Source organism: Pseudoalteromonas obscura (assembly GCF_030135505.1).
In the GTDB taxonomy this organism is placed as follows: Bacteria; Pseudomonadota; Gammaproteobacteria; order Enterobacterales; family Alteromonadaceae; genus Pseudoalteromonas; species Pseudoalteromonas obscura.
Genome location: NZ_JASJUT010000001.1, coordinates 992,951 through 1,005,767, shown reverse-complemented (window position 1 = coordinate 1,005,767; position 12,817 = coordinate 992,951). Strand labels below are relative to the sequence as shown.

Here is a 12,817-nt window from a genome sequence, read left to right as displayed (position 1 = left end):
AGAAAAAACCATAGCCAAGCTATCGGTGAGTAAAGCGTGTATGTATTTGGGCATTACTCGGCAAGCTTATTACAAGCGTTGTAAAGTGAATGCAAACAACGCACTACTTGAGCAAAGTGTTTGACCCGTCCTAAATCGCGTTGACACTTTTCAAACTTATTTTGGAGAGTGTGGTGTGAATGAATGGCCACTGCGGTTGACCAAATATTCCTCTTATTATGGTTGATTTACCGATAATTGGTATTGCAATTAGCGCTGTTATTGCAAAGTAATCTTATTTAGGACAAGATTAACAATTACCGCAGAGCGGTTTTTAATTAAATACTTTTACAGCAAAGGTCGGGAGATAGCATTGGCATTTTTGTTTGAATATGGCTTATTTTTGGCAAAAGCGGTGACAATCGTCATTGCTATTGGCGCCATTATTGTTTTAATTGTGGGCGCAAGTCAAAAACCAAAGAGCAAATCTGGAGAGATTGAAGTCAAAGATTTATCTTCTCAGTTAGCAGAAACGAAAGAAGAATTTTTACAGCGAACACTAGATAAAAAAGCATTAAAAGCACACCTTAAAGAAAACAAGAAGAAGACGGATGAAAAACCTGAGAAGCAGGCGTTTGTCATCGACTTCTCTGGTAGTATTGACGCGCATGAGGTGGCGAGCTTAAGAGAAGAGATCACCGCAATTTTGACCATTGCCAACAAAGACAAAGACCAAGTACTTGTTAATGTGGAAAGTGGTGGCGGCGTTGTCCATGGATATGGTTTAGCGGCATCTCAGCTGATCCGTTTGAAGCAAGCTGGTTTGCCTCTGACTATCAGCGTTGATAAAGTCGCAGCAAGCGGCGGTTACATGATGGCATGTGTTGCAGATAAAATTGTTGCTGCACCTTTTGCGATTGTTGGCTCGATTGGCGTACTGGCTCAAATTCCTAATTTCAATAAAATTTTGAAAAAGAACGACGTTGATTTTGAACAGATCACAGCAGGCGAATATAAACGCACGTTAACCATGTTTGGTGAAAATACCGACCAAGGCCGTGATAAATTCAAAAGTGAAGTAGAACATACCCACACGCTATTTAAGCAGTTTGTAAGCGAACACAGACCGAGCCTAGATATTGACAAGGTTGCTACGGGCGAACATTGGTTTGCGACTCATGCCAAAGAATTTGACTTGGTTGATGAAATCAAAACAAGTGACGATTTACTCTTGGAGTTAAACGAAACTCACCAGCTTTTCAGTGTGAAGTACAAAACCAAAAAGGCATTGGCTGAGCGCTTTGGACTTGGTCTGAGTATTGTTGCTGAAAAACTTGGCATTAAGCTCCTATCTCAACTGCAAACAAATACTTATAAGTAAACATTTGGTTTTTGGCCCGTTCCTGAAAGTTTGACGGGCCAATTTAAACAAGCGAAAGCGCAGAACCTGACATTTCTCACCTCAACAATATAATCACTTGTTACAGCAAGTAAATACTGCCATTTGTAAGTAGGACTATTGAAAGTTCTATTCTTTCCGATTTTACGTTTTTAAAGTGTTCGCGAAAAAGTACCGTTTTCAGGTGCTTAAATTTCATTTCGGCTGTTTGGGGACATAAAATGTTACAATATAACTTTAGACTCTAATTTCTGTAACCTCAGCGAATATTTACATACGTCTATCATTTTTTAAGTTAATGTTGACGAGGATAAAAACTAAAATCAACATCGGTGGGAAAATGAATGTACTACTAAAAGCAGCTGTAGCTGTGTCTTTAGCGTGCGCTAGTTCGAATACACTGGCCGCGAAATCAGATGTGGAAAAGTCAATTTTTAGCAGCAAAACCTTTGAAGCGATGAAGCTGCGCAATATTGGCCCGGCTTATATGTCCGGTCGTATTGCAGATATTGAAGTTGACCAAAATAATCCATCTACTTGGTACACTGCGGTGGGATCGGGTGGCGTATGGAAAACAGAGAATGCGGGCACAACCTGGACACCAATCTTTGATAAACAAGCGGTGTATTCAACAGGTGATGTGACTATAGATCCGAGTAACTCAAACATTATTTGGGTTGGCACCGGAGAAAATAATGGAGGCCGACACATCAGTTTTGGTGACGGTGTCTACAAATCAATGGATGGCGGTAAAACATGGAAAAACATGGGCTTGAAGAAGTCAGAACGTATTTCCGACATTATTATTCATCCAACAGACTCAAATACAGTTTGGGTTTCGGCGCAAGGTCCGCTTTGGACTGGTGGTGGTGAGCGCGGGTTATATAAAACCACTGATGGTGGTGAAACTTGGAAGTTGGTACTCAAACCAGAAGATGAGTGGACAGGCGTTACCTCACTATTAATTGATCCGAGAAACCCAAATAAACTTTATGCTGCGACTTGGTCTCGACAAAGAAAAGTTGCAACTTATGTTGGGACGGGGCCTGCTTCAGGGATTCACACATCAGATGATGGCGGTGAAACTTGGACAGAACTAAAAACAGGCTTGCCAACTGGTAACATGGGTAAAATAGGTCTAGCGATTTCGCCTATCAACCCAGATGTTGTGTATGCTGCGGTTGAAATTGATAACCGCAAAGGTGGACTATACCGCTCGGCAAACCGTGGTCAAAGCTGGACCAAGATGTCTGATGAAGTTGGTGGCGGAACAGGTCCTCACTATTACCAAGAGATCTTCGCTGACAAGCACCAGTTTGATCGTATTTACATTGCGAGTAACTACAGTAAAGTTTCCGATGACGGTGGTAAAACTTGGACACCAATTAATACCAAACGCAAGCACGTAGACGACCATGCCATGGCATTTCACCCAACAGATCCTGATTTTGTGTTAATCGGCTCTGATGGTGGTATTTATATGTCTCATGACCGTATGGCTAACTGGCGCTTTATGGCTAATTTACCATTGACACAATTCTATAAAGTCGCGCCTGATGATTCTAAGCCATTTTATAAAGTTTATGCTGGTGCGCAAGACAACTCTACACAAGGTGGCCCATCACGTACTGTACGTGAAGAAGGTATCAAGAATAAAGACTGGTTCTTAACTCTTGGTGGTGATGGACATCAACCAGCTGTTGAGCCCGGCAACCCGGATATCATGTATTCTCAATGGCAGCAGGGCAACTTAACGCGTCATGATCTTAAGACTCGCGAGAATGTTTATATCAAACCTCAGCCACGTCCAGGTGATCCAGCTGAGCGCTTTAACTGGGATGCGCCAGTAAATGTTTCGACGCACGACCCTAAACGCGTTTATTTTGCTTCGCAACGAGTTTGGCGCTCTGATGACCGCGGTGATAGCTGGACACCGATTTCTGGTGATTTGACTAAAAACGGCAACCGTATGCATATCCCTATGATGGGTAGGACTTGGTCGGTAGAGGCAGGCTGGGATCTCTACGCCATGTCAGAGTACCACACGATTGCGAACTTCTCAGAAAGTCCTGTTGACGAAAATATATTGTGGGCTGGTACTGACGATGGCCTGATCCAAGTGACCAGTGATGGCGGTAAAAATTGGAAAAAGATTGATTTGAAGCGTGTTAAAGGCGTACCTGAAACTGCGTATGTCAATGATATCCGTGCAGACTTGTTCGATCCAAATACTGTCTATGTGGCCCTTGATAATCACAAGTACGGTGACTTCAAACCATATCTGATCAAGTCGACAAACCTAGGTAAAACTTGGAAGTCACTTGCTAAAGACTTGCCTGAGAAGCACTTAGTGTGGCGAATTGTACAAGACCACGTCAACAAAGACTTAATGTTTATTGGTACTGAGTTCGGTATTTTCTTCACCGTGGATGGTGGTAAAAAGTGGACCGAGTTAAATGGCGGGATCCCAACGATTTCAACCCGTGATGTAAAAATACAGCGCCGTGAAAATGATTTAGTGGCGGGTACTTTTGGCCGTGGTATTTATATTCTTGATGATTACGCACCGCTGCGTACATTGACAGAGCAAGCCATGGAGCAAGAGGCTATCCTGATGGGTCCAAGCCGTCCGGTTAAATGGTTCCAGCTAGATACAAACCACAGCAATACGGATGGTGATGATCGATATGTAGCGAAAAACCCTGAACATGGTGCTACCTTAACTTACTTCTTAAAAGACAGCTTATTAACGGCTAAAGAGCAGCGTCAAAAAGCTGAAAAAGAAATGGTTAAAGAAGAGAAGTATCCTAAGTATCCAGCATGGGAAGACATCGAAAAAGAAAATCAAGAACCAAAACCTGTGGTCTATCTTGAAATTCGTGATGCGCAAGGTCAATTTGTTGACCGTGTTGCTGGCAAAGCAAGCAAAGGTATACACCGTGTGACTTGGGATATGGAATACGCAGCTAACCAAGCAATTACGGGTGAAAAAGCGTCCATGTGGGACCCGTTTGCGATGAGCACAATGGTAATGCCAGGTAAATATACGGCAACACTGTACAAGCGTGTGAAAGGTGAAATTTCACAGCTAGCAAGCCCTGTAGAGTTTGAATTGCAACCAATTACGGAAGGTGCAGTATCTGGCCCGACAGCGGAGTCAATCACGCGATTTAGTGAGCAACTTAAAGATGTACAAAGACGCTACACGTCCACAACCGCTGTATTAGGCGAAATGACAAAAACAATGGAAGTATTGCGTACCGCAATCGATCGTACACCGGGCAACATTAACGCACTTGAATCTGCCTATGCACAAGCGCAAGCTGATATAAATGCGATTAACTTTGAGTTAAATGGCCTGAAGTCGCGTACAAGAATGGGTACAAAGCCTGCGAACATCTCAAGTCGCTTGGGTTATGCTATGTCTGCGCTGTGGTCAACTTATGGACCCACTAAACAGCACCGTCAGCAATTTGGTTTTGCTCAACAAGGGTTAGAAGACGTTATCAAGCGCGTTTCAACCTTAGAAGCAGAAACTATCCCAAGTATTCAACAAGCAATTGTTGATGCGGGCGGTCCTTGGACTAAAGGTGCATCGGTTATTGCCAAATAGCCTTTATATTGCAACGGCGTCGAGTACTTAGCGACGCCGTTTTACGCTCAAATGCTAAGCTTTATGCTAATCAAATGATTTGGCATATATTTCCAGGACGAAAATGCTTAGCCTTTTAATTAGTTAACAATGAAGAAGTCCTGATGAAACAACGATAACAAAACGTACAATGAGTTAATTGAGCTGTACCTTAACTATGAAAACGATAATTCCATTTTTTTGTCTTTGTGTGCCTGTGGCGGTGGTCGCAAATGGTGAGCAACTTGAAATCATAGAGATTTTAGCGCCAAAAGAATCTCTTACTATTGCCACATCCAATCACACCTCGTCGTATTTAGATGAGCGCTTTACTTTTTCCTTAAATAGAACCATTGCTGATCAGCTGACATCGCTTACAGGGGTGAGTTTAAACGGCCAAGGTGGTCAGTTTCAAAGTTATGCGATTAGAGGCTTCAGCCGTGGAAGAATACGTACTGAGATTGACGGCATTCCAATCATTACTGATAGACGTGCGGGTAATTCGGCTTCGTTTATTTCCCCTGCGCTATTTAATCTAGGACATGTTATTAAAGGCCCAAGTTCGACGTTATATGGCTCCCAAGCACTGGGGGGAGTTATTAGTTTAAGTACAGAAATGTCTGATAAAACACAGCTCTCTGTGTCTGGAAAAAGCCATAACCAAGGTGTTGATTTGAATTTTAAGCATCAAAGCAATGACTTTACTGCTGCTATTGCCTATCAACACGCGAACAACGCCCATGCGGCCAATGGGGATGAGCTACATACACAATTTGAGCGGTTCTCTGGGTTGGTAAGGTACAAATCCAAACATGATGGTTTTACAACAACTTATTCCTGGCTGCCTAGTTATGGTAGCAACATAGGCAAAAGCAATGCGAAATATCCTACCAAGCAGATCAGCGACTATCCAGATGAGTTGCATTCTCTAGCACAAGTGCAATTGAATGGTGACCAAGATTGGATGGCGAAGTTTTATCACCACTATCAAAATTGGGACAGTAGGACAGCTAGGTTCGAACGTTATGATGGCCTGAGTCAGTATCAAAGCCACACGGTTGGTGGCCAATGGTTACAGCAAGTAACCATGGGGGAAAATGAAAGTCACTGGGGCATTGATTGGCTTTCTCGAAAAGGCGTCAAAATTACCAGTGATTACCAGTTGCTCGAAGACACAAAAAGCAGTCATTCAACCAGCATAAATAATGAGTTGAATGCAGAAGAAGATAACTTTGCATTGTATGGTAAAACACATTGGAACTGGGGTAAGGTTAATTTTGACTTTGGTTTGCGGTATGACTGGTTGACACAGCAAAGTAGACAATCAAATGATACAACAGATAGCCGTTTGAATACCTCGTTTGCAGCTATGTTGCCACTCTCTGATACGTTAGAATTAGGGCTGGACATTGGCAGTGGATTTCGTTATCCAACATTATCGGAACGGCTATTTTACGGTCAAACACCCAGAGGTCTTATTGTTGGGAACCCATCTCTTAATCCTGAAACCAGTGTTGGTTCGCAGCTTTCACTGAACTGGCATGCGTCAGAGCAGCTGAGCCTGTATAGCGCGATTTATCACTACGACTTAGATAATTACATCGATCGTTATGAGACCCAAGCTGGCCATTTGAGTTATCGTAATTTAAATCAAGCCGAAATTTACGGTGTTGAGGCTGAGTTGCGTTGGTTTGCCAATGACAATATAGAGCATATCTTTGCTTATCAGCAGCAAAGCGGCGAGGATGAGAGTCAGCAAAGACTAGATGATTTACACCCAAGAAAACTCAGCTGGACCTTATTAGTGAATTTTGGCAATTGGTCGTTGTCTAATTCCTACCGCCATACTTTTAAAGTGGATAAAGTAGGGGGATCTGAATTGTCGAGAGAAGCTTTTACGGTGTGGGATGTATCTCTTGCGCATCAACTTAACAGTCAGCAAACTGTTAATATCGGAGTTAATAACCTCACCAACGAGCGTTATTACGGGAGTTTGGATGAAGATGCAGCTTTACAGCCAGAACGCAGTTTTAAACTATCAACAAGTATGCAATTCTAAAAGAAACAATGAGCTTTAATAGAAAAAATAGAAGTATTCATAGATGGGCGAGTTTTATTATTTCGCTGCCGTTACTTGTGATTATTATTACCGGTATTTTGTTGCTGGTAAGAAAAGAGTTTAGTTTTATTCAGCCGCCCTCAGCACAGGGTGTTGGTACTGTACCAGCGCTTAGCTTTACGCAAATATTAACGGTTGCAAAGTCCGTCGATGCGGCGCAAATTGAGAGTTGGGATGATATTAACCGTTTGGATGTGAGACCAGCTAAAGGGATCACTAAAATTCGAAGCAATAATAAAATAGAAATTCAGATCGACAACCAAACTGGTGAAATTTTGCATGTCGCAAAGCGTAACTCAGAATTAATCGAAAGCCTTCACGATGGTACCTTTTTCGAGAAAAATGCCAATATTTGGTTAATGTTACCGGTATCCTTTGCAACCTTAGTGATTTCTGTAACGGGCTTAGTACTATTCTTTTTCCCCTACCTGAAAAGACGACGTAATAGACGACATCACACATAATGTTTGTTGAGGCGATAAAGTCTATTTTTGCACTGAGAGTGCGCCTCGCAGCCAGCAAAAACTGGCTGCAATTGTCCTTACCCTTCACTGTGATAACTTTTCCAATCCCCTGTAATTACAAGTGTTTTAGTCGGAGAGTAGACATTGACGAATAACGTTCTTCCATCTGGAGAAAAGCAGGCTCCTGCCAATTCGGTACTGGTTCGCAATTTAGCAAAAGGATAAACTGCCCCTTGTGGAGAAACACCTCTTAAGTGGTTACTAGGGTTGGCTGTATACTGGTCCTCACATATCAGTAGGTGCCCTTGTGGTGTCACGGTTAGATTGTCGCCAAAATCGTACAGGGACTTATCGCTGCTCTCTAAAAAAAGCTGAATTTGACCGGGCGAGGTTGCCTCCTTATCAGTGCCTTCATATGCTGAGGGTTGATAGCGCATGATTTGGCCTAACTGTTTTCCACCGCCATTTGTGCAGCAAAAGTATAGTTCATTGTCACCAAAGTGAATTCCTTCTCCACGTGCAAATACTGCTGCACCGAGGTCATATCCACGTATTCTTAGATCGTCTTCCGGGCTTTGTGGGTTGTCTAATGTCACCCATTCAGCTTCGTACCAATTTGAAAGCGGCATATTTGGCTGTTGCCAGTTTCGAGTGTCGAACTTATTTAGGCTCTTAAATACCAGCGCCTGTAATATGCCACCTAGCGCAAGTTTACCTTTTTGGTGAGGAATAAAGCGGTAAAAAAGGCCATCGCCTCTATCTTCAGTCAAGTAGACTATGCCTGTTCTGGGATCTACTGCAGCGGCCTCATGATTAAAGCGACCCATCTCTACCAGTGGTATTGGGTCACATAAACCAGGCTGGTCGACAGGAACTTCAAATATATAACCGTGGTCTTTACCAATTTCACTGTCTGCTAAACGCACTGTTTCTTCGCAGCTTAGCCAAGTGCCCCAAGGAGTTGTTCCGCCAGCACAGTTACGAATGGTACCGACAAGGCTGTAGTACTGTTGTTCGATTTGTTGTGTATCAAGGTTATAAACTAGGGTCGTGGTACCGCCTGGCAGCGCGACATCTTGGTTTAATGTATCGTAGGCTTTTTTTGTTCTATGTGTGGCAATATCTGACGCTGCATTTTGCAAATGTTTTGGACTTAGTTCATGGTTTCTAACCAAAGCAACGCGATTGCTCCCGAGTTCAATACAGCCCATACCGTCCGCGTTGTCAGGCACGCTTAGACCATCGTCCATTTTATCATTTAACTCAGAAATAACTTGATAACTAAAACCCTTTGGCAGATCTAATAGACCTTTTGGGTCAGGGATGAGTGGTCCATATCCCGTGGTTGTTGGGGTTGGCGTGATAGCTGGTTTTCTTGTGCAACCTAGTATGCTGCTATTAAGGCCTAAAAATGCCAATGCCACGGTGCTTTTTGTGAATTGTCTACGTGTGACCATGCTTAATACTCCCAAAGCAATTAACGTAATAATCTTAACGGTGCTTAATGATGCTTTCGTGTCACTTGCTGTGATACACGAAAATAAGTACTTAATGTAGGTATTTTGTGATATGTTATACTGTAACATTAATGGCAGGGTGGCAAGGAAATTAGTCTATATGAATCAAAAAAATAATAAAAACAATCAATCTGATGAGTTTGTGGAAATTTTTAATTACGCGGGAATCAAACCAACAGAGAAAAGAATTGCAATTTTCAAAGGCTTAAAGATGGCGGGTAAGGCTTTATCTCCCTACGAGTTAGTTCAATATTGTAAGCAGAATTTGGGCTTAACACTGCCCGCTGTGTCGATCTATCGTATTCTAGACCTACTTGTTGCGGCAGATCTTGTGCACAAATTAGATACCGTGAACAAGTATATCTGTTGCACACATATCGACTGCCATAAGCCTCACCCACATACCCAATTTTTAATTTGCTCCATGTGTCAAAAAGTGGAAGAGGTACATATGCCTGCAGATTTAATGGCACAACTGTCTGCGCAAATCCAATCTCATGGTTATCAATTGAATTCACCTCAGTTTGAGTTTCAAGGTATTTGCACTGCTTGTCAGGCGCTGGAGGAAGGGCAAATGGCCAACGCATAGTGAGTAATTGGCTTGCTGGTTGTATGGTCAAAATAGATTTTTTAACGCGTGTTTAAAGGTGAAGTAGAAATGGCGAATATCCTATTAAAAAATGCTCAGCTAATAAATGAAGGCAAAGTTGAGCACTGTGACGTAAGAATTGTCGGACAACGGATTGACAAAATTGCAGCTGATATTACACCTACAGGAATAGAGCAAGTTATTGACTTGAGAGGTGACTTCCTAATTCCCGGCATGATTGACGATCAGGTGCATTTCAGAGAACCTGGCTTAGATTGGAAAGGGACGATAGGGACAGAGTCACGCGCCGCGGTAGCTGGAGGTATAACCAGCTTCATGGAGATGCCCAATGTGAGCCCTGCGACGACAGATAAGCTGGCAGTGATCCAAAAGCACCATATTGCTGCTGAAACATCTGTAGCAAACTACTCCTTTTACCTTGGCGCTACACCTGACAATCTAGATGAGATCAAGGCGTGCGATCCAAGTTTTGTATGTGGGGTGAAAGTATTTATGGGTGCATCAACGGGAGACTTGCTCGTTGAACACCCCAGCGCACTTGAAGCCATTTTTAGAGAATGTCCGGTGTTAATTGCGACCCACTGTGAAAAAGGTGATGTGATCAGTGACAACCTAGCTAGATTAGAAGGGAAGGATCTAACAATACAAGATCATCCGGTTATTCGTGATGTCAACGCCTGTTATCAGTCTTCTTCCTATGCTGTGAGCCTTGCGAAAAAATATGGCACACAGCTTCATGTACTGCATTTAACCACAGCCAAAGAGCTGGATTTATTTGAGCCAGGGCCTATCGACAACAAGCAAATTACTGCGGAAGCTTGTGTACACCACCTGTGGTTCAACCAAGGCGATTATGAACGTTTAGGAAATTTAATAAAATGTAATCCAGCAATCAAAGCTGAATCGGATCGACTTGCTTTGATCAATGCGATAAATGATGGTCGTTTGGATATCATTGCGACCGATCACGCGCCACACACATGGGAAGAAAAGCAGCAAGCTTTTGCACAAGCGCCGGCTGGGTTACCTTTGGTTCAGCACGCTTTATTGACCTTGTTTGACCAAGTTAAGCGCGGCACCATGAGTTTGGCACAAGTGGTCGAAAAGACGGCTCATAACCCAGCCAAGCGTTATAAAGTTCAGCAGCGTGGTTTCGTTCGAGAGGGATATTTTGCTGACTTGGCAGTTGTGAGTGCAAAACCAGGTGAAGCTGTGCGCCACGATAATACCTTGTATCATTGTCAGTGGTCACCATTTGTTGGTCATCAGTTCTCTCATCAGATCCGCTATACCTTTGTAAATGGCCAATGTGTATATCAAGATGGTGCTGTAGTTGACGTGCCAAACAACGCCATGCCACTTGTGTTTGAGCGAGATTAATTTTTAGTTTTTATAGAGTGGTGGAAGTTCTATCACTCTCCTTTGTCATCAGACAGAATACACAGCCGTTTGTTGATGGCACCTCTGCGTATACCACTTACCGTTTTTCTCTATGCTTTTTTGGTGGATTTAAATCCACATGAGTGGGTCTAGTGCGCCGATGCACTTATTGTGTGTACTTATCAACGCCCAATTTCGCCTATTTAAATTTCGTTTTTATAGTTCGAGTATCACTTAAATAGCACTTTAATATTCTTTTTTTTGGAATGATGTGTGCTTTTTTTTGCGAAGCAGACTCTCTGCACTTGGCTTAATCTTATCTCCATCGAATTTGAGTGGGTGTTAATCACACACCTATGGCGAGGGAATAAAAATCGTGTTTGATTGGTTAAAAAATATTTTCGTCAGCCGCGAGGCTGACTCAATAGGAGAAAGAAAAATGACGAAGGTTTTAGTACTTTATTATTCAAGCTATGGCCATGTAGAAACGATGGCAAATGCTGTTGCACAAGGGGCTCAGTCGGTTGATGGGGTTGAAGTCTCGATTAAGAGAGTGCCTGAGTTAATGTCTGATGAGGTGGCAAAAAACGCGGGTGTTAAGTTGGACCAAGATGCTGAACTGGCAACGCCTGCTGAACTTGAGCAGTATGATGCCATTATTTTTGGGACACCGACGCGATTTGGCAATATGGCGTCGCAAATGCGTAACTTTTTAGATCAAACCGGCGGACTTTGGGCTGGTGGCAAGCTCATTGGTAAAGTAGGCAGTGTATTTACATCGACAGGCACTGGCGGAGGCAATGAAACCACCATTCAATCATTTCATACTACGTTATTTCACCACGGTATGGTGGTAGTTGGTCTGCCGTATGCGGCACCAGAGTTAACGGATATTTCAGAAGTTAAAGGTGGATCGCCATTAGGTGCTGCCTGCATTGCGGGTGCTGATGGCAGTCGAGCACCTTCAGAAAAAGAAATAGCTTTAGCGCAATTTCAAGGTAAACACGTTGCCAGCATTGCTACTCAATTGAGTTAGGGTTTAGTAGGCAAGGGCGCGGTATTTGCGCCTTTTTAGCGTTCTATCGACAGAGCAGGGCTGCGTTGTCATGCTTATAATTTTGGCAAGTCGTGCACGGATCAGAAAGTATTAAGCAAGAATGTCCACCATGAAAAGTGACTTTTGGCCATTGGAACAGGGGGATTCAGGCAATATACTGAAATACAAAGTTGTTTTTCTCTCAATCTATTTAAACAGCGCTTTAAATTGATCCCAAATACCTAATGACTCATTTGGAAAAAGGTCAATACCGAGCCAAGACTTAAACAAATAAAGGATCGCCATAACAAGCCCTAGTGTAATCAATCCAACCAGAGTCAAAGCGGTCAAAAATACCAGTGCAGCGGTGAAGCGTTCAGTGGAGCTCAAGCTGCGTTTGTTGACCCCTCCGAGCAAAACAAAATAGAAGCTCCAAGGCAAAAACGGCAGTGCGAGTGTAGGTCTAAAATCAATTTTATGATTATTCCAACCACGGGTATTGATGACTTTATCCAGTGCTTTTCGCTGTTTATACGTAAAGCTCGCGGCGACTTCAGGGTCCATTTTACTCAGCAGCTGCTTGACATGAGTATGCCGCTGTTTGGATGTGTGTACTGTCATCGCGCCTCCATAGCAATAAAGTCAGGTGAAAATGCCGTGTCTGTTAATACTTTTAAATGGG

The 12,817-nt window shown here is 42.9% G+C and carries 9 protein-coding genes; 7 read left to right on the top strand and 2 right to left on the bottom strand.

Annotation, left to right across the window (positions count from 1 at the left end; translation table 11 throughout):
• Positions 1 to 352: 352 nt before the first annotated feature.
• The 4 genes from sohB (at position 353) to QNM18_RS04280 (ending at position 7,592) form a co-directional block, all read left to right on the top strand.
• The gene (gene sohB, locus QNM18_RS04295) at positions 353 to 1,360 is read left to right on the top strand and encodes a protease SohB (RefSeq protein ID WP_284136462.1); all 1,008 of its coding nucleotides are present in this window, start codon (positions 353 to 355) and stop codon (positions 1,358 to 1,360) included.
• Between the two features lie 358 nt (positions 1,361 to 1,718).
• Positions 1,719 to 4,991, top strand: coding sequence for a VPS10 domain-containing protein (locus tag QNM18_RS04290; RefSeq protein ID WP_284136461.1), 3,273 nt, complete (start codon positions 1,719 to 1,721; stop codon positions 4,989 to 4,991).
• 196 nt (positions 4,992 to 5,187) lie between these two features.
• Positions 5,188 to 7,068 carry a TonB-dependent receptor domain-containing protein gene (locus QNM18_RS04285; RefSeq protein ID WP_284136460.1) on the top strand — a complete coding sequence of 627 codons (1,881 nt, stop codon included), beginning with the start codon at positions 5,188 to 5,190 and terminating at the stop codon, positions 7,066 to 7,068.
• A gap of 8 nt (positions 7,069 to 7,076) precedes the next feature.
• Positions 7,077 to 7,592, top strand: a complete 516-nt coding sequence (locus tag QNM18_RS04280; protein WP_211009028.1) for a PepSY-associated TM helix domain-containing protein — start codon at positions 7,077 to 7,079, stop codon at positions 7,590 to 7,592.
• 77 nt (positions 7,593 to 7,669) lie between these two features.
• Here the strand turns inward: QNM18_RS04280 and QNM18_RS04275 are convergent, their stop codons facing one another.
• Complete coding sequence (locus QNM18_RS04275) at positions 7,670 to 9,049, bottom strand: alkaline phosphatase PhoX (protein ID WP_284136459.1); 1,380 nt, start codon at positions 9,047 to 9,049, stop codon at positions 7,670 to 7,672.
• A 160-nt stretch (positions 9,050 to 9,209) separates the two neighbouring features.
• Here QNM18_RS04275 and QNM18_RS04270 point away from each other — a divergent pair, with 160 nt between their 5' ends.
• The 3 genes from QNM18_RS04270 to wrbA all read left to right on the top strand — a co-directional run bounded on the left by QNM18_RS04270 (position 9,210) and on the right by wrbA (position 12,135).
• Positions 9,210 to 9,698 (top strand): Fur family transcriptional regulator, encoded by a 489-nt coding sequence (locus QNM18_RS04270; protein ID WP_211009030.1) that lies wholly within the window; start codon positions 9,210 to 9,212, stop codon positions 9,696 to 9,698.
• A 69-nt stretch (positions 9,699 to 9,767) separates the two neighbouring features.
• Complete coding sequence (locus tag QNM18_RS04265) at positions 9,768 to 11,099, top strand: dihydroorotase (protein WP_284136458.1); 1,332 nt, start codon at positions 9,768 to 9,770, stop codon at positions 11,097 to 11,099.
• 439 nt (positions 11,100 to 11,538) lie between these two features.
• On the top strand, positions 11,539 to 12,135 hold the full coding sequence (gene wrbA / locus QNM18_RS04260) for an NAD(P)H:quinone oxidoreductase (RefSeq protein WP_211009032.1): 597 nt from the start codon (positions 11,539 to 11,541) through the stop codon (positions 12,133 to 12,135).
• Positions 12,136 to 12,342: 207 nt separating this feature from the next.
• Here wrbA and QNM18_RS04255 read toward each other — a convergent pair whose 3' ends face one another.
• The gene (locus tag QNM18_RS04255) at positions 12,343 to 12,756 is read right to left on the bottom strand and encodes a hypothetical protein (protein WP_284136457.1); all 414 of its coding nucleotides are present in this window, start codon (positions 12,754 to 12,756) and stop codon (positions 12,343 to 12,345) included.
• Positions 12,757 to 12,817 lie beyond the last annotated feature (61 nt).

Excerpts from the sequence above, each read along its gene's own strand:
- QNM18_RS04290 (WP_284136461.1), top strand. The coding sequence starts at position 1,719 with ATGAATGTACTACTAAAAGCAGCTGTAGCTGTGTCTTTAGCGTGCGCT.
- QNM18_RS04285 (WP_284136460.1), top strand. The coding sequence starts at position 5,188 with ATGAAAACGATAATTCCATTTTTTTGTCTTTGTGTGCCTGTGGCGGTG.
- QNM18_RS04280 (WP_211009028.1), top strand. The coding sequence starts at position 7,077 with ATGAGCTTTAATAGAAAAAATAGAAGTATTCATAGATGGGCGAGTTTT.
- QNM18_RS04275 (WP_284136459.1), bottom strand. The coding sequence starts at position 9,049 with ATGGTCACACGTAGACAATTCACAAAAAGCACCGTGGCATTGGCATTT.
- QNM18_RS04270 (WP_211009030.1), top strand. The coding sequence starts at position 9,210 with ATGAATCAAAAAAATAATAAAAACAATCAATCTGATGAGTTTGTGGAA.
- QNM18_RS04265 (WP_284136458.1), top strand. The coding sequence starts at position 9,768 with ATGGCGAATATCCTATTAAAAAATGCTCAGCTAATAAATGAAGGCAAA.
- wrbA (WP_211009032.1), top strand. The coding sequence starts at position 11,539 with ATGACGAAGGTTTTAGTACTTTATTATTCAAGCTATGGCCATGTAGAA.
- QNM18_RS04255 (WP_284136457.1), bottom strand. The coding sequence starts at position 12,756 with ATGACAGTACACACATCCAAACAGCGGCATACTCATGTCAAGCAGCTG.